Below are 21,253 nucleotides of genomic sequence, written 5' to 3'. Positions count from 1 at the left end.
CGCTGCAAAGCAGCCCTCCATGGCGGGCGGCCGCTTTAGGCCAATTGCGGTCCTCCGCAGAGCGGCTGTCGGCTGACCGCAATCGACCCAGAGTAGTCTTTCGCATGGTTGCTTGCTCATGGGAGGAATGATCAGTCGAAATGGGAATAGCAGGCTCGGCCGAGCCGCAGATGCTCCCACGAGTCCAGTCATCCCGTGCCAGCGCCCCCTTGAGTTTGGGTATGCTGGAGCAAGGGAGGCGACACATGTCAAACGCTGAGATTCATAAGAACAAGCGGACCGATAAGACCTACATCAGTTCTAGGGTCGATACGGTCAATGGTCCCCTACGGATCGCATCCAAGGTGTTTGAGTCGGAGGGGATCGTGCATGCCCGAGAGAAGGGCAACGTGGTGTTGCGACGAACGCCAAAGGCGAGAACTGAAATCGTCGCCAAGTTCCTGGAGGCCGACCGCATGCCCTCAGTCGTCACGATCCAAGCTTTCAGCGGGACGACTGGGCTCCCCCATCAGACTCACTTTTCATTCGTCGCCGACGAGATTCCAAAGTTGCTGACGTTCTTTCAGAACATAGCGAAGGTCGAATTTAACGGGCCCGGCAGGGTGAACATCTCGGATGCTGAACTTGAGAGGCTCGTGCTGTCACGCGATCAGGCCTCTCGGCTGGTTCATCAGAACGAAGCGCTATTCAGCGAGATTGCCCAGTCGGAGCTCACAAAGGACGACATCGTCGCACTGGGCTATCGCAAGAAGCAGCTTGGTGTGTTTCACCGTCTGCTGTCCGAGCCGCAATTCTTCGAGCAGGCCAAGACCGCGAAAGGAATCCGCGGCGATGAGCCGCTCTGGCAAGCCTTCTTCGAGAAGAACCAATGGATCTTCGGGTACGGGCTGAGCTACTTCTTCGTCACCGGTTTCGATGGTCGGAAATTGGAGCAGGTCGTGAAGGGCTATGACCTCTTGAGCCACGGGAAGCGGGCCGACGGCGTCATGAAGACACGCGGGATCATCAATGCCCTTTGCTTCGTGGAGATCAAGCATCACAACACCCCTCTCCTGGATCCAACTCCATATCGGGGCGGTTGCTACATGCCCTCTCGTGAACTCAGTGGCGCAGTGGCTCAGGTGCAAGGAACCGTCGCCGCAGGGATGGAGACTCTCTATGGCCTGATCGAGCCGTCGCACGACGACGGCACTCCTACGGGTGAGCGCGTCTACAACTACCGGCCACGCGCATTCGTTGTCGTTGGCTCTTTAGCACAGCTTCAGGGGGAGACTGGTGTGAACAGGGAGAAGCTCCGGTCCTTTGAGGCCTACCGGAACAGCATCACGGGTATCGAAATCATCACCTTCGACGAGTTGTACGAACGAAGTCGTTTCATCGTTGAGGCTGCCGCCCTGAGTCCGCTTCAGCAATCGGACGCCTAAAACACTAACTGACCATTTCGCTGCTAGACGCGAGCGGGTACGGTGTGCTTGCATGAAAGCCACCCCTCGCCAGCGACCGCTCGTGGCCGACAGCGGCCGCTCCAGGTCGGAAGCACGACCGTCTGCACCCGCTTTTCAGCGCGCCCATTCAAGGAACCTTGGTCACGTTGACCTGCGTACGTAATTTGTAGCCACTCAGGCGGTGAGTCTCGGGTGATGTTATCGGTGTCGGACCATTCGCGGCGAACCGCAGCGGGCGTCCGGTGTCCCAAGGCATTGTGTGGCCGGCGGTCGTTGTAGAACTGTGGCCAAGCCTCGATCAGAACCTTGGCTTCGGTCAGGGTGCGGAACCAGTCGCGGTTAAGCAGTTCGTCGCGTAGTTTGCCGTTGAAGCTCTTGACGAAGCCGTTCTGCCACGGCTTGCCCGGAGCGATGAAGGCCGGGCCGATGGCCTCATCGCGCAGCCATCGCATGACCGAGCGAGCCGTGAACTCGGCGCCGTTGTCGCTGCGGATGTGTTCCGGCTTGCCGTACATGCGCATGAGCTGGGAGAGTGTCAGGATGACGTCCTGTGAGCCAGCCGGCTGGCCGGTACGATCGCAAGGCACTCCCGGGTGTGTTCGTCGAAGACGCACAGCATCTTGAGCACTCGGCCATCCACAATTGGTCGAGGACAAAGTCATAGCTCCAGACGTTATTGGGCCGCACGGCGCAGGGCAGGCGGATGTCACAGCCGCATCTCCCGCGCCGGGTCGTTTGCGAGGCTGGCACAGGCCCAGGCTTCGCCACAGGCGCCGCACCTGTGCCTCGCCCAAATCCAGCCAGGCAGCCATGCGGCGGTAGCCAAACCGCGGCAACTCGGCGACCAACGGGCTCCTGTTGGGTGGCCTTGATCGTGGTGATAGTGCGGTCCGGCCATCTCAGAGGCAGGCATCACGCAGGAGCGCATCACCACTCCGTCCACAAGCACCTAGCAGGCGCCGCATCGGACCAGCCAGCAACCGTATTTGGTGCCGGTCAGACAAGGTCGTCCCGGATCACCCACAGCAAAGGGGGTGTCCGCCTCCGCGCCAACCTCATCGGTCTTGCCGTTGATCTGAAGTTGCATGCTGCGTCATCTGTTCAGGTAGACGGCCGCAAAGCGGCTGGTACGTCGCGCGCGGAGAATGGGTAGCCGCCACTATGCTAGGAGCGGCGGTGCGCCGTAAGCCAGCGCCTCCGGCATAAGCCAATGAGTTGTGGCTCATGAATGCTCATGCCAACATGAGCCACTACGCGTGGCGCTTGTGTATCGCCCCGCAGCGGAAGAACTCACCATGCTGGACTACATCAACGACATCACCAACTTCCTTGCAGTGGCGAGCGAACGCAGCTTCACCCGTGCCGCCGCCAAGCGGGGCGTCTCACAGTCGGCGTTGAGCCACTCCGTGCGCTCACTGGAATCGCGGTTGGGTGTGCGCCTGTTGACGCGCACCACTCGCAGCGTCGCCATGACAGAGGCCGGCGAGCGCTTGATGCGTTCCATCACACCACGCTTGGCAGAAATCGAAGCCGAGCTGGCCGCTGTGAGCGAGATGAGCGAGAAGGTGGCCGGCACCATCCGCATCACAGCCATCGACCACGTTGTCGACGGTGTGGTCTGGCCCAGGCTGGAAGGGCTGCTGCATCGCTATCCCGAGCTGAAGATCGAGATTGGGAGCGAGTACCGCCTGGTTGACATCGTGGCCGACCGATACGACATCGGCATCCGATGGGGCGACCAGGTCGAGAAGGACATGGTGGCCGTGCGCATGACCGCGGACCAGCCCATGGCCATCGTCGGGTCGCCCTCCTACCTGGCGGAGCACGGCGTGCCACGCACGCCTCAGGACCTGCTGCGCCACAACTGCATCACGCTGCGCCTAGCCAGCAGCGGCGGCCTGTATGCGTGGGAGCTTGCGCACGAGGGGCGACCGACCGAGGCAAAAGTGACCGGGCAGGCGATCTTCACCAGCGTGTTCCCGATGCTCAAAGCCGCCCTTTCGGGCCACGGCCTGGCCTTCCTCACGAAAGACCTGGTGCTGCCCCATGTACGGGCGGGTCGCCTGAAGCAGGTGATGGCGGAGTGGTGTCCGTCCTTCCCTGGGCTGCACGCCTACTACACCAGCCGCCGTCACCCGACACGCGCCCTGACGACGGTCATCGACGCGTTGCGCGAACCGGTCGCCGACGGAGACGTTGCGGCTCAGTGATTGCGCGGTGACGCATCACCGGACGGCGGGCCGGCCAGGTACTGCTCGTCGGTCACCGGCTCCAACCAGTGGACTGCTTTGCCGTCCAGTGCCTCCTGCACGGCGATGTGGGTCATCGACGTGGTCGGCGACGCGCCATGCCAATGCTTGTGTCCGGGCGGACACCAGATCACATCACCTGCGCGGATCTCGACGATGGCCTCGCCCTCGCACTGGGTCCAGCCGCAGCCGGCCGTCACGATCAGGGTCTGGCCCAGCGGGTGCGTGTGCCAGTGGCTGCGCGCCCCCGGTTCGAAGGTGACGCTGGCGCAGGAGACGCGGGCGGGCGCTGGCGGATTGCTCAGCGGATCGATGCGCACGGTGCCGGTGAAGAAATCGGCGGGGCCTTTCTGGGACGGCTGGGAGCCGACACGCTTGAGTTCCATGGAGATGGTCCTTTGGAGTGGGAAAACAGGTGAATCGCGAAGCGACGCGTCGTTAGGCTTTCTCTTGACCGACCTTGGCATCCAGGACGGCGGTCAGGCGGCCCGCCGCTTCGGTCTGCTGACGCGCCGCCAAGGTCTCGGCGAACAAGCGCAGCTGGGCCAACGTCAGCCCCACGTTCAGACTGATGCGTACGTGCGCTTGCAGCTGCGCCTCAACGCCGGAAAGCGCGGACAAGGCCGCCACCGTCGCCAGTTCGCGGCTGGGCCAGTCCAGGTTGTCGCGCTCGAAAATGTCGCCGAACAGATGTGTCTTCAGGAATTGATCGATGGCGGGCACGAAGTCGAACAGTCGCCCGCGGACCGGCGCGCCGGAGAGCCGCGTCTGATTGGCGGTGCCGCGCGCCAGCAGTGCCGCGCCGGTGGGCACCGGCCCGGGCTCGCGGCCGGCTGGGTCCTGACGCCCCGCGCGCTTGCGGGTATCGAGCGTCTTCATCAACTCGCCCAACGCGTTTAGCGTGCGCGGGAAGCCGGCGTAGGCATACAGCTGCACCAGCACCTCCTTGAGGTCGCTCACCGTGAGGCCGGCATCCAGGCCGGTGTTCAGCGAGATCGCCAGAGCGGCCATGTCGCCCTGGGCTGTGGCGACGGCAATGGGGCCGATGGCGAGCTGCCGGGCGGGGAGTGAAGACTGGGTGTCAGTGGTCATGTCGGGGACCTTGTCTTTTGTGCCGGAAACGGCCGTCGCGTGGGCGTCCGTCGATGGAGTGGCCCAGGATGGAGTAGCAGCCGCGGTCGATACCGCGACAAGGCCGATCAGCGAGCGGCGAGTCACATTGACGGACGCTGTGAGCGGGGGCGTCGCGGCTCCGGTCGCCGCGACCTCCACGCGATCAAGGGGCGACGTATTGCTCATCGCTCACCTTCTCCAGCCAGTTCACGTTCTTGCCGTCTGCGGTGGTTCCGGTGACAGCTAAGTGGGTCATGGCGGTCGTCGGGGCGGCGCCGTGCCAGTGCTTCACGCCGGGCGGACACCACACGACGTCACCAGGCCGGATCATCTGCACCGGTCGCCCCCATTCCTGCACCAGGCCGACACCGGCCGTGATCTGCAGGAACTGGCCCTTCGGATGCGTATGCCAGGCTGAGCGCGCGCCCGGCTCGAAGGTCACCAGCGAGCCGGAGGCGTTGATCTCGCCGTTGGCCGGATACACGGGATCGATGCGCACGCGGCCGGTGAAGAACTCCGCAGGACCGGCGAGCGACGCGACCGTGCCGGCGTAGGTGATGCTCTGCGTCGCGGCGGGCGACCGGGCGGTCAAGGACGCCGCGGATGACGCGCCGCCTGTCTGGGACATGCCCGAGGACGCCAGCAGCGCGAGCAGGGTCAAACAAAAGAAGGGTTTGTTCATGGGATGGTGATCAGGAGTGCAAAGTGGGGGCAACACACTGCCGCCATCGATCCGAGGAGCTTAGGTCTCACCCATTTAGTGAACAAGCCAGACTAGACTGAACAGACTCGTGCAACGGATTCAACAATGAATCGAGAGAACCTGGCCGACCTGCAGGCCTTCGTCACTGTGGCGGAAGCGCGTAGCTTCACGCGCGCGGCGGCCCAGCTCGGGCTGTCACGCTCTGCGCTGAGCCACGCCATGTCCGCCCTCGAGGCCCGTCTGGGCCTGCGGCTGCTGACGCGGACCACGCGCAGCGTGTCGGTCACCGAGGCGGGCGCCCGCCTGTTGGCGGTGCTCAGTCCTCGCCTGGAGGACATCGACGAGGAGCTGGCGCAACTGATGTCATTGCGGGACAAGCCTTCGGGGACCGTACGCATCACCGCCCACGACCATGCGGTGCGCGCCGTTCTCTGGCCGCGCCTAGCCCCGCTACTGCGCGCCTATCCGGACGTGCGCGTGGAGATCAGCGTCGACTATGGGCTGGCGGACATCGCGGCTCAGCGCTTCGACGCGGGAGTGCGCAGCGGCGACCTGGTCAACCAGGACATGATCGCGGTGCGCATCGCGCCTGACATGCGCATGGGCGTTGCGGGCTCGCCGGACTACTTCCGAGAAGTCGCGATGCCGCTGGTGCCGCGCGACTTGACAGCCCACCGCTGCATCAATCTGCGCCTGCCCACATACGGCGGGCTCTACGCGTGGGAGTTCGAGAAGGACGGTGAGCACGTGCAAGTGCGCGTCCAGGGCCAAGCGATCTTCAACAGCACACCGCTGATGTTGGATGCGGCGCTGGACGGTCTGGGGCTATGCTACGTGCCGCTGGACCTGCTGACGCCGCACATCGATGCGGGTCGCCTGATACCAACGCTGCAGGATTGGTGGCCTCAGTTTCCCGGCTACCACCTCTATTACACGAGTCGCCGGCAGGTGACCCCAGCACTGGCCCTGGTGATCGAAGCGCTGCGACATCGCGGTTGAGCGGCGGCTCCTATCTTTGGCACAAGCGAGCCCGTGTCACACGTCAGCACGCCCAGAGATGTGCTGAGGCACGCGAGCGCACAGGACGGCCGTCCCACTGGCCGCTACGAGCAACGCGGCGCTGACCAGGAAGGCGGCGCCATGCCCACTCGTGTCGTACAGCACGCCGCCAAGCGTGGAGCCGCCGGCGATCGCGAGCTGGATGACCGCCACGGACAGGCCGCCGCCGGCCTCGGCGTCATCAGGCATCGTGCGCGCCACCCAGCTCCACCATCCCACCGGCGCGGCGGTGGCCACCAGGCCCCACAGCGCCAGCAGCGGGAACACCGCCCCCAGCCTGTCGCCGAAGGCCACCAGCGCCGCGGCGATGGTGGCCATCACCAGCGGGATGATCGCCAGCGCGCGATAGAGCCCGAAGCGGAGCAGACGCCCGATCACGCTGGTGCCCACGAATCCCGACACCCCCACCCCCAGCAGCACCAGGGACAGGGTCGCCACCTCCACGTGGGTCACCGACTCCAGGAAGGGCCGCAGGTAGGTGAAGAGCATGAACTGCCCGGCGAAGAACAACGCCGTCGCCAACATGCCCAAGCGAACCACGCGGTGGTGCAACAGGCGGAACACGTTGGCGGAGCGCTGTGCCTGGAGGCTGCGCGTCGGCATGTCCGGCAGGCTGATCCACTGCCAAATCAACACCAGCACTCCGACCGGCACCAACGCCAGGAAGGCGCCGCGCCAGCCGACCATGGCGCCCAGATAGCTGCCCAGCGGCGCGGCCACGATCGTGGCCAGCGCGTTGCCCCCGTTGAAGATTGCCAGCGCGCGCGGCACCTCGGCGAGCGGAACCAGCCGCATGGCCGTCGCGGCCGACATCGACCAGAACCCGCCCACCACCAAGCCGATAAGCGCGCGGCCGATCAGGTAGGTCTTGTAATCCTGCGCGAGTCCCACCACGGCGCCGGACAGACACATCACCGCCGTCAATCCCAACAGCAGCGTCTTGCGGTTCACGTTGCGACTCAACGCTGCGATGGACAGGCTGGCCAACACCGCAAAGGCGCCGGACATGGCCACGCCCTGCCCCGCCATGCCCTCGGTGATGCGCAGTTGAGACGCGATCGGGGTAAGCAGACTGACTGGCATGAATTCGGACGCGATCAGGGCGAAGACGCAGAGCGACATCGCGAAGACGCCGCTCCAGGCCGTGGGCATCGCGCCCGTCATTGAAGGATGGCCACGGACATCGGCGAGGCTCGGTTCAGACGAAATAGAGGGCACAGCTTTCATGTGCCCAAGGCTATCGGCCAATCGAGCGTTTCCGACTCGCCGATCGGGATGGGCTTGTGAGCCACCGCTCATCAATCCGCTGCATCCGATCGCAACCCTGCCATGCCGATCGAATGCAGCGGATTGATGAACGACAGTCATAGGGCCATCCGTTCCAAGGTGCGTCCGGGCGGGGCTTGGCCGCTTAGAGTCGTCGGCTCTATGAGGCCGCCTCCGCGGCGCATCCGCCGCCTCGTCGGCGCAGTCGAATCGATGCAGGAGAGTTTTCATGAAGATCAACGGATTTGCCGCCTTCCGTGCGGGCGCGGACCTGGAGCCGTTCAGTTTTGACCGCCGCGCGTTGCGATCCAACGATGTCGAGATGGAGATCCTGTACTGCGGCGTCTGCCATTCCGATCTGCACCAGGCGCGTAATGACTGGAGCGACTGGAGCCCCACCGTATACCCCGTCGTGCCAGGCCACGAGATCGTGGGCCGCGTGACCGCTGTGGGCGAGTCAGTGACCCGACACAGGGTTGGCGACGCGGTGGCAGTCGGTTGCATGGTCGACTCGTGCATGGTCTGCGACCAGTGCCGCAAGGGTGAGGAGATCTTCTGCCGTTCGGGGATGACCGCCACTTACAACGGCAGCGACCGAGTCACTGGCGACAACACGTACGGCGGCTACTCCAAGCAGCTGGTGGTGCGCGAGGAGTTTGTGCTGTCGGTGCCAGATGGTCTGGACCTGTCGCGTGCGGCTCCGCTGCTGTGCGCCGGCATTACGACCTACTCGCCGCTCCGCACGTGGAATGTGGGGCCAGGTAGCCGCGTGGGCGTCGTTGGTCTAGGCGGCCTCGGCCACATGGCGGTCAAGCTGGCCGTCGCCATGGGCGCGGTGGTGACGGTGATCAGTCGCGACGAGAAGAAGCGTGCCGACGCTCTGGCGCTGGGCGCGGACGAGTTGTTAGTGTCCAGCGACGAGGCAGCGATGAAGATCAAAGCGTCGGCCTTCGATCTGATCATCGACACCGTGCCGGTCAAACACGACGTGATGCCCTACATGTCGCTGCTCGACATCAACGGCACGCTGGTCATGGTGGGACAGATCGGTGCGCTGGAGTCCGTGGCTTCCACGCCGCTGGTCTTCGGTCGCCGCCGCATCGCAGGCTCTCCCATCGGCGGCATCGCACAAACGCAAGAGATGCTGAATTTCTGCGCCCGCAAGAACATCCTGCCCGATTGCGAGCTCATCCCCATGCAGCAGATCAACCACGCCTTCGAGCGCATGGAGCGCTCCGACGTGCGTTATCGCTTCGTGATCGACATGGCCAGCCTGCCCGCAAACAATTGAGAGACATCGAATGAAGACATCGACCAATATGGACGCAGGCAAGCACATCGACGCCTCCGACGCGGGCCAGGCCCGCAGACATATGCTGATGCTCACCGGCGCCGGTATCGCCGCGTTCGGAGTCGGCGCGGCGGGCGCAATCCCGGCCGCAGCGGCGGCCACAGAGAAGCGCACTGACGCGTGGGACAAGACTTTTCCCAAGAGCGCGAAGGTAGAGCACAGGAAGGTGACCTTCAGGAATCGCTACGGCATCACGCTTGCTGCTGATCTGTATGTGCCCTTCGGCGCGAAGGGCAAGCTACCGGCGTTGGTCGTCGGAGGTCCCTTTGGCGCGGTGAAGGAGCAATCCTCGGGACTCTACGCGCAGACGATGTGCGAGCGCGGCTTCGTGACGCTCGCCTTCGACCCCTCATATACCGGTGAAAGCTCCGGCGAGCCTCGCAATGTGGCCACGCCGGACATCAACACCGAAGACTTCAGCGCGGCCGTGGACTTCATCGGCCTGCAGCCCATCGTTGATCGCGAGCGCATCGGCATGATCGGCATCTGCGGCTGGGGCGGCATGGCGCTCAATGCCGTCGCCGTCGACAAGCGGGTGAAGGCCGTGGCCGTCAGCACGATGTACGACATGACGCGCGTGATGTCCAAGGGCTACAACGACAGCGTGACGCCGCAGCAGCGCAGCCAGACCCTGGAGCAACTGAGCCGCCAGCGGTGGGAGGATGCGAAGCAAGGATCGCCCGCCTACCAAGCGTCCTATAACAAGGAACGAGCCGGCCCGCAGTTCATGCTGGACTATCACGACTACTACATGACCCCGCGTGGCTACCACCCGCGAGCAGTGAACTCCGGCAACGCCTGGACGCAGACCACGCCGTTGTCGTTCATGAATATGCCGATCCTGAGTTACATCCGGGAGATCTCCCCCAGGCCAATCCTGTTCGTGCACGGCGAGAAGGCGCACTCACGCTATTTCAGCGAAACGGCGTTCGCCGCGGCCGCGGAGCCCAAGGAGCTCATGATCATTTCGGGCGCCAACCACACTGACCTATACGACCGTGTTGATGTAATTCCCTTCGACAAGCTGACTGCGTTCTTCAGTCGGCACCTGGGCGCCGCGTGAACCGGGCGCGCCAAGGATGTGCATAGGGCCTTGGCGCGCCACCAATGATCGCCATAACCGAATCGGTCGTGCCATCCGAGTCCGAGACACACAGCTGGTTAAGTCGCTCAGCACTGAACTGCCGGTTGACCCGGTCCGGCGGCCATGGCGCCTTAGGGTTAGGGACGGTAGGGCGCACCGTCTTGCCTCGGGGCACGCCCCGCGGTCCCTTCTGGCGCATCAGCCGCTCAACTGTGCAGCGAGCCACCACCACGCCTTCGCGGTTGACCTGGCGCAAGACCTTGTCGGCGCCGTAGACCTGGACGTTGGCTTGGCACACGCGTTGGACCTGGCCGGGTGGCTGATGAGGGTAAGCATCTTGAGGGTTATTGGTGCTGGCTGGGCGCCAGGAGGCGCCCTTGACTCATCCGAGTCGTGAGGCGCCTTCGGCGCGCGGGACTTGATGCCCTCAGCGATTGAGCAGGCGACCGCCGTCGACCACGATTTCCGTGCCGACCGACCAGCGGGATTCATCGGAGGCCAGGTACAACACGGCCTTCTATCGATTCATAAAGCCCCTGTGTTCGGACTGGCTTGTCGAGCACACCCCGACTCCTTCACTTCCGTATCGGCCGGCCGACCAGCGTGAAGCTCGGGAGCCCATTGGCCAGATGAACCTCGACATCCACGGCGGCCGCTGTCAGGCCAGTGAGGGTGAGGCTGTGGGTGACAGAGAGGGACATGGCAGCCTTGGTAGTCGCGACGCTTCAGTGTGCTGGTCGCCGTTCTTTCAGGCCATCTACCTAAGATGGGACTTGGTGGGGGTGATAAATCCTCAAGGCGTTGCGGTTCACAGATACGCAATCAAAGGAGTTACAAGCCTGCTTGGGCCGTGGTGAAGGTTTGCTCAAAGCTGACTCCACCATAGACCGTCGTCACCGCCCAATCCTCACCCTTCTTTGACAAGGTGACATAGCATTGAAGTACTCGCAGGACTGTCCAGTCGTCCTGTCCCCAGCTCCAGAACAGCGTATGCTTCGTGTGAAACGTTGCTGGGACCCCATAGTTAGGCACGCCCTGAAGGTGCTCCCTGAGGTAGGCGTATATCGGCGCCTTATGGGTGTAGATTTTGTCAAAGAACATCCCTTGGGCGTCGAGCGAGACGTCGGCGATTTCAATGTTGGGAATGTCCCTGAACGGATTCTGGATGGTTTCCACCGCTTCGCCTATCATCATCCCATCGAGGTCGCTGCCCTCTTGAGCAGCATCCTGGCTGATTAATCCGACAGCAAAATCCCCGCCGAAATAGGTGCCGGGGGCGGCTGTCAAAAATTCAATTCTTTCGATCTTAGGCTCAAGTTCGTCCTCTTCGTCGGAAGCTTCAGAAACCGCATCGCTGTCGACAGATTTTCCAGAAGTGCTGTGTTCCGATCCGCTGTCCTCATCGCTGCTGCTGCTGCTGCTGCTGCTGCTGCTGCTGCTTGAAGGTGGCGCAAGTTGCGCGACTGGAGGGCGTGGAGCGATGAGTGCAGGCAAACTGCCGCTTCCAAATAGCCGCTTGATGGAGTTGTGCTGGTCCGTGAGGCGAGCGGAGTCAGCCACCAGTTGTAGCAAAGCGGACTCTGATGCCTTGCTGGCCCCTGCGGACGCATGAGAAGGCTGGTGAGCTTCCGTAGGAGGAACAGGTGCTTTCTTGGCACGTAGCATGATGGGGCCCGCCTGATGTTCCGGATTGCGACGCCATCAAACGGTAGCTTTCAGCGCGGGCGCCCTCCATCGGACGCCAACTGAATTGCAGTCTCCCGATTGCTGAATTTTCGAATGCGCATAGGTCCGTCGCGGACGACCCCGAGTGTGCCGGGATGTATTGACCCAGGCAAAACCTGCTCAGGTGTTACCGTCGAAAGGAAGACACCATGAGTACGTTGATGGACGAAGAAATCAAGCGCTGGACGGCGAAGCGCAAGACGGCGTTCGTGCGGGAGATCATCCAGGGCAAGACCAGCGTGTCCGAGGCCAGCCGGGCACAGGGGCGTAGAACAGCTTCGGCCGAACTCCATGAGGCCCTGGCAACAGGCTCTGTGGCTTGTTGCTGCCCTTGTTCTTGACTGAGCCCGCCGTGTCGAGGAGAGCGCGAACGCGGGCATAGGTCTCGTCATCCCCACCCTGGGGTAATAGCCCTCGACCCGTTGGTCTTCCTTAATGACCTCCCGGCCCCGTTCTGTCTCTACCGTGCGGGTAATGAGGGTGCCGACGACGGCAGGGCTGTCGAGCAGGTTCGTGACGTAGGCAACGTGCCCGTGCGATGCCGCCCGGCGAGATCCCAGGCCCCATGGGGGCACGCCCTCGGTGTTGAGGAGCTTCGCAATGGACTGGCGTCCCATACCGGTCAGGTAAAGGTCGTAGACACGGCGCACGATGGCGGCCCGCTCTGGGATAGCCTCAAGAACACCGTTGGCCGTGAGGCTGCACCGATGCTGAGCGGAAGCATGTGCAGAGAGAATCGCTCGTGCGCGTTCTTGAAAGGGTAATCGCCAGTTTGAGGGTCAAGTAGAAGCGTCTGAGACGTCCGGGAAGTGCGCGTAATACCAACGCCGCACGCACTCAGGTCGGAACTTGGCGTGGCGCCCTGTGGGCCCCACCGCAGGAGGGAATCCGTTGCACCGCGTCCAGCGCCGCAAAGTGGAGTCGGAGACGTCAAAGATGCGCAGCACTTGGTGCTGAGACAGAAGCGGCTCAGGCATTCGTTCGCCGGTACATGCTCGATCTGGCTGCTGGCCGGACGCACAGGTTGGCGCCGTGCCATCAACGTGCGGCCTCACTCCGCTGCCTGCGACATATCCGCGCTCTGCTCGGCGCTTCGATGGCTCTGGCTGGCTGCTGCCGCGCCGCGCGGCGCTCTGCGTTGAGCGATCACCGCAGTGCCGGGGCACAAGCTTCGAGCCGAAAGCACGGGGGTGGGCGATGAGTGTGGGTGAGACTGGGACGCTAGTCGAGGCATCATGAAACTCCTTGCGCTGCGATGATCCGAACTTCTTAAGTTTGCTTCGCGTTGCGACGTGATGCTGCAGCCGGATCGGCGCTCTAAATAGCATCGCCTTATTGACCACGGAATCAAAAAGGCCAGAGCCCTTTAACACCAGTTGTCATCCTGAACACCCCGCGCGCTCTGACCGAAGGGGCTTTCGTTCTTTCCCGGACGCCCCTCGGGCCACCATGGCGGCCTAACCACCCGCAGTACGAGCGTACGCTCAGGTTGCGACAATTCGGGGTGATACTTATCGAGGAAGTTCCCGACGAGCGGCACGGTGCGGCAGTCACCTTCCTGATAGCGGCCCTCGGCCTGCGCCCGCGTAAACAGCTCTCGCAGCTCCAAGATGACTTGGAGAAGCGGCGTGCAATACATGGCGTTGGACTGCAACAGGCGGCCTCCAACGTCGCGAGGCCGAAAATCGATGTAGGGAAAGTGCCGAGCATCTTCACCGCGCTGAAACAGCGTTGTGGCGACTTCACGCGGCACCCAGGTGACAAGGCGATCCGGATCGGCCAGTGCAAGGGGCGGAATCATGAGCAGCTCCCATCCGGTCCCTTGCAAGGCCTGCACCTGCTCGCAAAAGCGCCCCATAGGGTCACCCGGGACGTGCCGATAGGCCCGGGCCAAGGCATGCATCGCTTGATAGGGATAGCCCCCATAAAAGATTGCCGCTGGGTCCACGTCGTGATGCAGCGCAAGAACGTCTCGCAGAAGCAGTGCCTCCCTTTGGGCAACGTGGTGCTCGATTCGGTGGGCGCCGACGCGTTGCCATAGATCGACCCAAGCGTGTTGAGGCGATAGGGCTTGGATGCGCTGACACCACTGCGAGTCGGTGAGCCAGTGCAATGCGCCTGTGTGCGGCGCGGGATCGGGAGTGGTGCGCGGATCGCTGAGATGGCGATCCGCGTTAGCGAGCCACTCGCGCTCATGCAAAAGAGGCGGGTCGTTGAACGCGGGCACATCGCCCAGTGCGGCCCAGCCCCATGGACCCCACGGGTCGCGGGACGCGGGAGGCTGCGCGTCTGCTTCTGGCCACGCAGTTGCTACGGCACCAGGAGTCGCGGTAGGCCACGGTACCGCGACACCGCTTGAACTCGCGCCGGGAGCTTCCTCAGGCTCGACCATGGCTGCTGGCGCAGTTGCAGCGAGAGGCTGTGCAGTAGCGGGAGCGGTACTGACTCGCGGCGGCACGGCTCGTGGCGAGTTGAGGCGCCGGCCCGCAAAAGACTCAGTCGGCACAGCACTGCGAGATTGACTCGCGGTGAGGGGTGACTTTGAGTCGCCGGTGGTCTTCATGACGCACTCCAATCCCGAGCCACTGCATATAGTGGATACGGTGTGGCCACAGATTCCAGAGGACGCTGAGGCGCTGTGCGGCACAGCGCCACTCGACGTTAGTAGACACTCTCCACCAAACGCCCGTTAACGATGGTAGGCCGTACAGGACTTGAACCTGTGACCAAAGGATTATGAGTCCTCTGCTCTAACCAACTGAGCTAACGGCCCCCTGAACGATCAGCGGAAGCCGGCGATTCTACTCAATCAGCCCGCCCCGCCCTGCTTCTGCGACAGCGCGTTGCTCACCATCCGCGACGTGATGTCCACGATCTGGATCATCCGGTCATACGCCATCCGCGTGGGCCCGATGACCCCCAGCGTCCCCACCACCTCGCCGTCCACCTCATAAGGCGCGGACACCACCGACAGTTCCTCATACGGAACCACCTGGCTTTCCCCGCCAATATAGATGCGCACCCCTTCCGCCCGGCTCGACACATCCAGCAGCCGCATCAGTTGCGTCTTCTGCTCGAACAGGTCGAACATCCGCCGCAGGCTGCCCATGTCGTGGCTGAAATCCTGCACCGTCAGCAGGTTCCGCTCGCCGGAGATGATCACCGGCTCATGCTGCTCGAAGCTCTGCGTGCCCACATCCACCGCCGCGCTCATCAGCGACGCGATCTCGCCCCGCAGCGCGTCCACCTCATTGCGCAGACGATCCCGCACCATGTCCAGGCTCAAGCCGGAATAGTGGGCGTTGAGCCGATTGCTCGCCTCCGTCAGCTCCGACTGGGTCAAGTCTTGCGCGGTGAAGACCAGCCGGTTCTGCACATCCCCTTCCGGCGACACCATGATCACCAGCACCCGCCGCTCACCCAGCCGCAAAAATTCGATGTGGTGGAAGACGCTGCTCTTGCGCGGCGCCGTGATCACCCCCACAAAGCTGGAGAGGCTGGACAGCAGCTGCGCCGCGTTGGCGATCACCCGCTGCGGCTGATCCGGCAGCAACTGCGACTCCAGCGACGGCACTTCCGCCGCCGTATTGGCCTTGGCCGTCAGCAGCGTGTCCACAAACAACCGGTAGCCGCGAGCCGTCGGAATGCGCCCGGCGCTGGTGTGCGGGCTGGCGATCAGCCCTAGTTCTTCCAGGTCGGCCATCACGTTGCGGATGGTCGCCGGGCTCAGTTCCAGGCCCGAGGCCTTGGAAAGCGTGCGCGAGCCCACCGGTTGTCCGTCCGCGATGTAGCGTTCAACCAGGGTCTTCAGCAGTGTTTTGGCGCGCTCGTCGAGCATCTTTTGATTGTATTGAATCCCCAGCCCGTCCCCGGGTGGGTCCGTGGTGCTGTGGTGTAATTCTGCGCATATGTCCAAGCGCTTCCGTCATGTGGCCATCGTCGGCAAGCCTCAGGCTCGCGGCATCCGTCCGCTCCTGGAGGAAATTGCCGATTTTGTGGCCGGCCAGGGATTGGATGTTTCCCTGGATCAGGAAACAGCCGACAGTACCGGCATTTCCGCCTTCCCCGCCCTCTCCCACGCCGAGATGGGCGTTCAGTGCGACCTGGCCGTGGTGGTCGGCGGCGACGGCACCATGCTGGGCTTCGCCCGCGAAGTCGCCCGCTACGGCATGCCGCTCGTCGGCATCAACCAGGGTCGTCTGGGCTTCATCACCGACATCTCCGCCGACCAATACAAGGAATCGCTGGCCGCCATCTTCGCCGGCGACTTCGAAAGCGACCACCGCTCCATGCTCGAAGGCGCCGTCCTTCGGGATGGCGAGCAGATCTTCTCCGGCGTGGCCCTGAATGACGTCGTCGTCAGCCGCGGCGCCACCGCCTCGATGGTGGAACTGCGGGTGGATGTCGGCGACGAATTCGTGGCCAACATGCGGGCGGACGGCGTGATCGTCGGCACGCCCACCGGTTCCACCGCCTACGCCCTGTCCGCAGGCGGCCCCATCCTGCATCCCGGCATCGCCGGCTGGGTGGTGCTGCCGATCGCCTCCCACGCCCTGTCCAACCGGCCCATCGTGCTGCCGGATGCCGGCGAAGTGCGCCTGACCATCGTGGCCGGGCGCGACGCCAGCGTCAATTTCGACATGCAAAGTCTGGCCAGCCTGCTGCACGGCGACTGCATCACCGTGCGCCGCTCGGCCCACCGGGCGCAATTCCTGCATCCGCACGGCTGGAGCTACTACGCCACGCTGCGCCGCAAGCTGCGCTGGTATGAAGGCGTGAGCTGATTCAACGACCCGATTTGAGCCATTGAAGGACTCACCGACATGCTTCGCCGACTGAGCCTGCGAGATTTCGTGATCGTGCCGGAACTGGAACTGGACTTCGCCGCCGGTTTTTCCGCGCTGACCGGGGAAACCGGTGCCGGCAAGTCCATCCTCATCGACGCGCTGCAGCTTGCCCTGGGTAGCCGCGGGGACGCCGCCGTAGTCCGTGAAGGCGCCGCCAAGGCGGAGATCACCGCTGAATTCGACCGGCCCGAAGCGGTGCTGAGCTGGCTGGAAGAAGGCGGCTTCGCCACCGACGACGAACACGCCAGCCTGCTGCTGCGCCGGGTGATCGACGCCCAAGGCAAGAGCCGTGCATGGATCAACGGCAGCGCCGCCACCGTGGCGCAACTGCGTGAACTGGCCGAACATCTGCTGGACATTCACGGTCAGCATGCCTGGCAAGGCCTGACCCGTCCGGCCAGTGTCCGTCAGTTGCTGGACGAGTTCGGCCAGATCGACGACCGCCCGGTCGCCCTGGCCTACAGCCAATGGCGCCAGGCGAGCGAAGCGCTTACCACCGCCCAGGCCCGTCAGGCCGATCTGGCGCGTGAACATGAGCGGCTGAGCTGGCAGATCGGTGAGGTGGACCGTCTGGCGCCCACCGCCGACGAATGGGAAGACCTCAATGCCGAGCATCAGCGCCTCTCCCATGCCCAGTCGCTGATGGATGCGGCGCGGGGCGCGCTGGACCGCCTGAGCGAAGCCGAAATCAACGCCCAGGCGCTGACCGAGGACGCCCTCTCCAGCCTGCAGGATGTGCTGACCTACGACGCCGGCCTGCAGGAAACCGTCAATGCCCTGATCGGCGCACAGGCACAGTTGCAGGACGCCGCCCACAGCCTGAGCAGCTACCTGAACGGCGCCGAGCTGGATCCGGACCGTCTGCAGCAGCTGGATGAGCGGGTGTCCGCCTGGGTGACGCTGGCCCGCCGGTATCGCCGGCCGCCGGCGGAACTGCCGGCGCTGCTGGACGAATGGAAGGCGGAACTGGCGCAGCTGGATGCTGCCACCGATCTGGAAGGTCTGCAGGCCAGGCAGGCGCAAGCCCTCAAGATCTATCAGAAGGAAGCCAAGAGCGTCAGTGCCGCCCGCGCCAAGGCGGCGCCTGCGCTGTCGACCGCGGTCTCGCAGGCCATGCAGCAGCTGGGCATGGCCGGCGGTCGCTTCGAAGTGGCCCTGCAGCCGCAGGAAGAGCCGCAAGCCTTCGGACTGGAATCCGCCGAGTTCCTTGTGGCCGGCCATGCCGGCAGCACGCCGCGTCCGCTGGGCAAAGTGGCGTCCGGGGGTGAGCTGTCGCGGATTGCGCTGGCCATTGCCGTCACCACCAGCCAGCAGAACAGCGGCGCGGGCACGCTGATCTTCGACGAAATCGATTCCGGCGTCGGCGGTGCCGTGGCCGAGACCGTGGGACGTTTGATGAAGCAACTGGGCCAACGTGTCCAGGTGTTGGCCGTGACGCACCTGCCGCAAGTCGCCGCCTGCGCGGACCATCACTTCCTGGTGGCCAAGGCCGCCAAGAGCGGCGTCACCAGTTCCGATGTGCAGCCCATCCACGGCGAAGCCCGCACCGCGGAAATCGCGCGCATGCTGGGCGGTGAACGCCTGTCGTCCACCAGCCTGGCCCATGCGCAGGAGATGCTGGCCCATTCGGCGCGGGCGCTGCCTCCGGCCGATGATGCCGGCGCAGCAAACCCGCCTCACGCTGGGAGCGCCGCCGGTGCAGGCCATGCTGCCGCCGCCGCAGCCGCCGCCAACAAGGGCCGGAAGGTCAAACCATGATGCCCCCGCAAGAGAACACCGTCGCCAGCCACGCCGCCCACACCACCGAGCTGGTGCTGGTCACCGGCATGTCCGGCGGCGGCAAGTCCATCGCGATGCATGCGCTGGAGGACGCGGGGTTTTTCTGTGTCGACAACCTGCCGCCGGAGCTGCTGCCGCACTTCCTCAAGCTGGAGCAGGAGAGCGGCTCGCGCCGCCGCGTGGCGATTGCGGTGGACGTGCGCAGTGCCGGCTCGCTGCCCCAGCTGCTACTGCACATCAAGGAGATGCGCCTGCAAGGCGTGGCCCTGCGCAGCATCTTTCTGGATGCGGACTACGACACGCTGCTGCGCCGCTTCTCCGAAACGCGTCGCCCGCATCCGCTGCGGGCCGGCGTGGACGACAGCGACACCCACCGCGCCCTGCAGGAGGCCATCGCGCTGGAGCGCGAGCTGCTGACGCCACTGCGGATGGAGTCCACCGTCATCGACAGCAGCCAGCTGCGTCCCGCCCAGCTGCGCGCCTGGGTGCGTGATCTGGTGCGGGTCAGCGGATCGTCGCTGACGCTGGTGTTCCAGTCCTTCGCTTTCAAGCATGGCGTGCCGAGTGACGCCGACTTCGTCTTCGACGTGCGGGTGCTGCCCAACCCTTATTACGACCGCGAGCTGCGCCCGCTCACCGGGCGCGACCAGCCGGTGTCCGATTATCTGGAGCAGCAGCCCGAGGTGCGGCTGATGCTGAGCCAGATCGGTGCCTTCATTGCGCAGTGGCTGCCCAGCTTCGGCTCGGACCAGCGCAGCTACCTCACGGTGGCCATCGGCTGCACCGGTGGGCAGCATCGGTCGGTGTATCTGGTGGAGACGCTGGCCAAGCAATTTGCCTATCACGGGCAGGTGCTCAAGCGGCATCGGGAGCTGGACGCGCGCTAACTTGCGCGACCCCGGGCGCACTCACGCCGCTGAAGGGTCTGCATCAACGGCCGTGTGGACTGGGCGTACCGGTGCACCGGCTACAGCCGGCGCGCAAGTTCAGCAAGACCGGCGCAGGCCATCGTGGCCGACGGGCCGTGCAGGGTTACGCAGCGCGGCTGCCCTGCTCCGACTCGTCCGTCTGGCTGGTGAGCAAAACGGCCAGCACCACCGATGCAATCGGGAAGGTGAGCACCATCAGCAGCGTCCACCCCACCGCGTTGCGCCCGGCGCGCCGGGCGGCGATCGCCATGTAGGCCCAATGGGCGATCAGCCCGATGGACATGCCCAGCCCGCACAACACCCCACGGCCTGCCGAAATCTCCTCCTCCTGCGTGCCCGACACCAGCAGCCACAGGCAGCCGGCGAAGATCACGAAAGCGACCAGCGCTGACTCGAGCGCACTTTTAATGGGAGGTTTGACGGCGGATGACATGGTGAGCGGCAGGTGCAAACAGGGCCGGCGGTGCTATTGCCGCGCGGTCTCCGGTGGAGGCGGGCCCATGGAGGCGATGAGGGGGCGATGAGGGGCGAGGTGGGACGATGGGGGCTGAGGATATCCCAGTCCGCCCGATCCGGACATAGGGGCTCTAGGGGAGGGACGCGGAAGCGTCCGCCGTCAATCCAGCAGCTTCTTCAGCGGCGCCGGCAGCGCGTACTGACTCAGCTGTTCTCGCGCGACCCACACGCCAGGTCGCTCCGACCAATCCGGCGCGCCGCCGTCCAGCACCACCCGGCGCGGATGCAGCACCCAGTCGAAATGCGTCAGCGCATGCTGCACCCGGGGCAGCGTCTCCAGCGCGGGGACGCCCAGCGAAATGCGATGCGCATCCAGCGCTTCTTCGCTGTCGTACATCGGCAGGGTCCACAAGCCGCCCCACAGGCCTTCACTCGGGCGCTGCTGCAGCCAGACCCGTCCCTCATGTTCCATCCACAGCCACCAGTTCTCCCGTTGGCCGCGTTTGAGCTTGCGGGTCTTGATGGGATAGAGCGTCGGATCGCCCTGCGCCCGCCCGTGGCACAGGCCGGAGACCGGGCACAGCAGGCATTGCGGCTGGCGCGGCGAGCAGTGGCTGGCGCCGAGATCCATCAGGCCCTGGGTGTAGGCCGGCATGTCGGCCTCAGTGGCCGGCAGCAGCGCTTCGGCCTGTCGCCACAGCCGCTTTTCCTGGGACTGCTGAGCCAGGTCGCCATCGAAGGCCAGCAGCCGGCCGAGCACGCGTTTGACGTTGCCATCCAGAATGGCCACGCGCTCGCCGAAGCAGAACGAGGAGATCGCAGCGGCGGTGGAACGGCCGATGCCTGGCAGCTCGGCCAGCTCGGCCGCGGTGCGGGGGAAGGCGCCGCCGTGGCGCTCCATCACGGCCTGGGCACACTTGTGCAGGTTGCGGGCGCGGCTGTAGTAGCCCAGCCCCGCCCAGGCGGCCATCACCTCGTCCTGCGGCGCGGCGGCCAGCGCGGCGACATCCGGGAAGCGCTCCAGGAAGCGCTTGTAATAGCCCAGCACCGTCGTCACCTGCGTCTGCTGCAGCATGATTTCGGAGAGCCACACCCGGTAGGGGTCGCGGGTGTTCTGCCATGGCAGGTCATGCCGGCCGTCCTGGCGCTGCCAGGCCAGCAGCAGCGGCGCAAAGTCGCCGCGCAAGGCCTCGACTCGGGATTGGAGTTCTTCGTCAGTCATCAGGGGGCGAAGTATCGCGTGTTCG

Annotated in this window: 18 protein-coding genes, 1 tRNA gene and 5 pseudogenes; 9 read left to right on the top strand and 15 right to left on the bottom strand. The window is 64.5% G+C overall.

The window, feature by feature from the left end:
- Window positions 1–245 precede the first annotated feature (245 nt).
- Entirely contained in the window at window positions 246–1,424 is a 1,179-nt protein-coding gene (locus FHS28_RS16245; RefSeq protein WP_088452402.1) for a Shedu immune nuclease family protein, read from the top strand.
- Window positions 1,425–1,633: 209 nt separating this feature from the next.
- Here FHS28_RS16245 and FHS28_RS16240 read toward each other — a convergent pair.
- Window positions 1,634–2,284, bottom strand: a pseudogene (locus FHS28_RS16240) (IS3 family transposase); the annotation flags it as partial.
- Window positions 2,285–2,740: 456 nt separating this feature from the next.
- Here FHS28_RS16240 and FHS28_RS16235 point away from each other — a divergent pair.
- The gene (locus FHS28_RS16235; RefSeq protein WP_088452400.1) at window positions 2,741–3,655 is read left to right on the top strand and encodes a LysR family transcriptional regulator; all 915 of its coding nucleotides are present in this window, start codon (window positions 2,741–2,743) and stop codon (window positions 3,653–3,655) included.
- On the opposite strand, the gene FHS28_RS16230 is transcribed toward FHS28_RS16235, so the two are convergent.
- Genes FHS28_RS16230 through FHS28_RS16220 form a run of 3 tightly spaced genes read right to left on the bottom strand, consistent with a single transcriptional unit; the run spans window position 3,649 to window position 5,435 of the window.
- On the bottom strand, window positions 3,649–4,080 hold the full coding sequence (locus FHS28_RS16230) for a (R)-mandelonitrile lyase (RefSeq protein ID WP_088452280.1): 432 nt from the start codon (window positions 4,078–4,080) through the stop codon (window positions 3,649–3,651). The genes FHS28_RS16235 and FHS28_RS16230 overlap by 7 nt on opposite strands.
- 52 nt (window positions 4,081–4,132) lie before the next feature.
- Window positions 4,133–4,993, bottom strand: coding sequence for a carboxymuconolactone decarboxylase family protein (locus FHS28_RS16225; protein WP_375140764.1), 861 nt, complete (start codon window positions 4,991–4,993; stop codon window positions 4,133–4,135).
- Window positions 4,971–5,435, bottom strand: coding sequence for a (R)-mandelonitrile lyase (locus FHS28_RS16220; protein WP_088452398.1), 465 nt, complete (start codon window positions 5,433–5,435; stop codon window positions 4,971–4,973). The genes FHS28_RS16225 and FHS28_RS16220 overlap by 23 nt, the downstream gene beginning before the upstream one ends.
- 180 nt (window positions 5,436–5,615) lie before the next feature.
- On the opposite strand from FHS28_RS16220, the gene FHS28_RS16215 reads away from it, so the two are divergent.
- A complete protein-coding gene (locus FHS28_RS16215; protein WP_088452276.1) occupies window positions 5,616–6,509 on the top strand; it encodes a LysR family transcriptional regulator in 894 nt (297 codons plus the stop codon).
- A 36-nt stretch (window positions 6,510–6,545) separates the two neighbouring features.
- Here the strand turns inward: FHS28_RS16215 and FHS28_RS16210 are convergent, their stop codons facing one another.
- Window positions 6,546–7,733 (bottom strand): MFS transporter, encoded by a 1,188-nt coding sequence (locus tag FHS28_RS16210; RefSeq protein ID WP_246410246.1) that lies wholly within the window; start codon window positions 7,731–7,733, stop codon window positions 6,546–6,548.
- Window positions 7,734–8,064: 331 nt separating this feature from the next.
- On the opposite strand from FHS28_RS16210, the gene FHS28_RS16205 reads away from it, so the two are divergent.
- Window positions 8,065–9,126, top strand: coding sequence for an NAD(P)-dependent alcohol dehydrogenase (locus FHS28_RS16205; RefSeq protein WP_088452274.1), 1,062 nt, complete (start codon window positions 8,065–8,067; stop codon window positions 9,124–9,126).
- Window positions 9,127–9,136: 10 nt separating this feature from the next.
- On the top strand, window positions 9,137–10,249 hold the full coding sequence (locus tag FHS28_RS16200) for an alpha/beta hydrolase (RefSeq protein WP_246410171.1): 1,113 nt from the start codon (window positions 9,137–9,139) through the stop codon (window positions 10,247–10,249).
- A 79-nt stretch (window positions 10,250–10,328) separates the two neighbouring features.
- On the opposite strand, the pseudogene FHS28_RS16195 reads toward FHS28_RS16200, so the two are convergent.
- The 4 genes and pseudogenes from FHS28_RS16195 to FHS28_RS16180 form a co-directional block, all read right to left on the bottom strand.
- A pseudogene (locus tag FHS28_RS16195) lies at window positions 10,329–10,580 on the bottom strand (IS3 family transposase); the annotation flags it as partial.
- A gap of 117 nt (window positions 10,581–10,697) precedes the next feature.
- Window positions 10,698–10,787: pseudogene (locus FHS28_RS24675) on the bottom strand (SDR family oxidoreductase); the annotation flags it as partial.
- A 58-nt stretch (window positions 10,788–10,845) separates the two neighbouring features.
- Window positions 10,846–10,971 (bottom strand): hypothetical protein, encoded by a 126-nt coding sequence (locus FHS28_RS16185; RefSeq protein ID WP_375140769.1) that lies wholly within the window; start codon window positions 10,969–10,971, stop codon window positions 10,846–10,848.
- A 130-nt stretch (window positions 10,972–11,101) separates the two neighbouring features.
- The gene (locus FHS28_RS16180) at window positions 11,102–11,935 is read right to left on the bottom strand and encodes a hypothetical protein (protein ID WP_184295020.1); all 834 of its coding nucleotides are present in this window, start codon (window positions 11,933–11,935) and stop codon (window positions 11,102–11,104) included.
- 209 nt (window positions 11,936–12,144) lie between these two features.
- On the opposite strand from FHS28_RS16180, the pseudogene FHS28_RS16175 reads away from it, so the two are divergent.
- Window positions 12,145–12,255, top strand: a pseudogene (locus FHS28_RS16175) (DUF1153 domain-containing protein); the annotation flags it as partial.
- A gap of 150 nt (window positions 12,256–12,405) precedes the next feature.
- Here the strand turns inward: FHS28_RS16175 and FHS28_RS24765 are convergent.
- From FHS28_RS24765 to hrcA, 4 genes and pseudogenes are all read right to left on the bottom strand, one after another.
- Window positions 12,406–12,666 (bottom strand): annotated as a pseudogene (locus FHS28_RS24765) (recombinase family protein); the annotation flags it as partial.
- A gap of 695 nt (window positions 12,667–13,361) precedes the next feature.
- Window positions 13,362–14,222 carry a hypothetical protein gene (locus FHS28_RS16165; RefSeq protein ID WP_184295018.1) on the bottom strand — a complete coding sequence of 287 codons (861 nt, stop codon included), beginning with the start codon at window positions 14,220–14,222 and terminating at the stop codon, window positions 13,362–13,364.
- 469 nt (window positions 14,223–14,691) lie between these two features.
- Window positions 14,692–14,768 (bottom strand) — tRNA-Ile (locus tag FHS28_RS16160).
- Between the two features lie 36 nt (window positions 14,769–14,804).
- Complete coding sequence (hrcA, locus tag FHS28_RS16155; RefSeq protein ID WP_088452266.1) at window positions 14,805–15,833, bottom strand: heat-inducible transcriptional repressor HrcA; 1,029 nt, start codon at window positions 15,831–15,833, stop codon at window positions 14,805–14,807.
- A gap of 70 nt (window positions 15,834–15,903) precedes the next feature.
- Between hrcA and FHS28_RS16150 the strand changes: the two genes are divergently transcribed.
- Genes FHS28_RS16150 through rapZ form a run of 3 tightly spaced genes read left to right on the top strand, consistent with a single transcriptional unit; the run spans window position 15,904 to window position 19,508 of the window.
- Entirely contained in the window at window positions 15,904–16,779 is an 876-nt protein-coding gene (locus FHS28_RS16150) for an NAD kinase (protein WP_088452264.1), read from the top strand.
- A gap of 39 nt (window positions 16,780–16,818) precedes the next feature.
- The gene (recN, locus tag FHS28_RS16145; protein ID WP_088452262.1) at window positions 16,819–18,600 is read left to right on the top strand and encodes a DNA repair protein RecN; all 1,782 of its coding nucleotides are present in this window, start codon (window positions 16,819–16,821) and stop codon (window positions 18,598–18,600) included.
- Window positions 18,597–19,508 (top strand): RNase adapter RapZ, encoded by a 912-nt coding sequence (gene rapZ / locus FHS28_RS16140; protein WP_088452260.1) that lies wholly within the window; start codon window positions 18,597–18,599, stop codon window positions 19,506–19,508. Before recN ends, rapZ begins: the two co-directional genes overlap by 4 nt.
- 145 nt (window positions 19,509–19,653) lie before the next feature.
- On the opposite strand, the gene FHS28_RS16135 is transcribed toward rapZ, so the two are convergent.
- Together FHS28_RS16135 and mutY are read right to left on the bottom strand one after the other, a co-directional pair.
- On the bottom strand, window positions 19,654–19,983 hold the full coding sequence (locus FHS28_RS16135) for a hypothetical protein (protein ID WP_184295015.1): 330 nt from the start codon (window positions 19,981–19,983) through the stop codon (window positions 19,654–19,656).
- A 183-nt stretch (window positions 19,984–20,166) separates the two neighbouring features.
- Window positions 20,167–21,228 (bottom strand): A/G-specific adenine glycosylase, encoded by a 1,062-nt coding sequence (gene mutY / locus FHS28_RS16130; RefSeq protein ID WP_088452256.1) that lies wholly within the window; start codon window positions 21,226–21,228, stop codon window positions 20,167–20,169.
- Window positions 21,229–21,253: the final 25 nt, after the last annotated feature.

This window comes from Roseateles terrae (genome assembly GCF_014192155.1).
Lineage (GTDB): Bacteria > Pseudomonadota > Gammaproteobacteria > Burkholderiales > Burkholderiaceae_C > Roseateles > Roseateles terrae.
Note: the sequence above shows the minus strand (reverse complement) of the source record. Positions and strands in the feature narration are given on the sequence as shown.

Excerpts from the sequence above, each read along its gene's own strand:
- recN (WP_088452262.1), top strand. The coding sequence starts at position 16,819 with ATGCTTCGCCGACTGAGCCTGCGAGATTTCGTGATCGTGCCGGAACTG.
- FHS28_RS16135 (WP_184295015.1), bottom strand. The coding sequence starts at position 19,983 with ATGTCATCCGCCGTCAAACCTCCCATTAAAAGTGCGCTCGAGTCAGCG.
- FHS28_RS16150 (WP_088452264.1), top strand. The coding sequence starts at position 15,904 with ATGTCCAAGCGCTTCCGTCATGTGGCCATCGTCGGCAAGCCTCAGGCT.
- FHS28_RS16230 (WP_088452280.1), bottom strand. The coding sequence starts at position 4,080 with ATGGAACTCAAGCGTGTCGGCTCCCAGCCGTCCCAGAAAGGCCCCGCC.
- hrcA (WP_088452266.1), bottom strand. The coding sequence starts at position 15,833 with ATGCTCGACGAGCGCGCCAAAACACTGCTGAAGACCCTGGTTGAACGC.
- FHS28_RS16220 (WP_088452398.1), bottom strand. The coding sequence starts at position 5,435 with ATGTCCCAGACAGGCGGCGCGTCATCCGCGGCGTCCTTGACCGCCCGG.
- FHS28_RS16180 (WP_184295020.1), bottom strand. The coding sequence starts at position 11,935 with ATGCTACGTGCCAAGAAAGCACCTGTTCCTCCTACGGAAGCTCACCAG.
- FHS28_RS16235 (WP_088452400.1), top strand. The coding sequence starts at position 2,741 with ATGCTGGACTACATCAACGACATCACCAACTTCCTTGCAGTGGCGAGC.
- FHS28_RS16210 (WP_246410246.1), bottom strand. The coding sequence starts at position 7,733 with ATGACGGGCGCGATGCCCACGGCCTGGAGCGGCGTCTTCGCGATGTCG.
- rapZ (WP_088452260.1), top strand. The coding sequence starts at position 18,597 with ATGATGCCCCCGCAAGAGAACACCGTCGCCAGCCACGCCGCCCACACC.
- FHS28_RS16185 (WP_375140769.1), bottom strand. The coding sequence starts at position 10,971 with ATGTCCCTCTCTGTCACCCACAGCCTCACCCTCACTGGCCTGACAGCG.
- FHS28_RS16225 (WP_375140764.1), bottom strand. The coding sequence starts at position 4,993 with ATGAGCAATACGTCGCCCCTTGATCGCGTGGAGGTCGCGGCGACCGGA.
- FHS28_RS16205 (WP_088452274.1), top strand. The coding sequence starts at position 8,065 with ATGAAGATCAACGGATTTGCCGCCTTCCGTGCGGGCGCGGACCTGGAG.
- FHS28_RS16200 (WP_246410171.1), top strand. The coding sequence starts at position 9,137 with ATGAAGACATCGACCAATATGGACGCAGGCAAGCACATCGACGCCTCC.
- mutY (WP_088452256.1), bottom strand. The coding sequence starts at position 21,228 with ATGACTGACGAAGAACTCCAATCCCGAGTCGAGGCCTTGCGCGGCGAC.
- FHS28_RS16245 (WP_088452402.1), top strand. The coding sequence starts at position 246 with ATGTCAAACGCTGAGATTCATAAGAACAAGCGGACCGATAAGACCTAC.
- FHS28_RS16215 (WP_088452276.1), top strand. The coding sequence starts at position 5,616 with ATGAATCGAGAGAACCTGGCCGACCTGCAGGCCTTCGTCACTGTGGCG.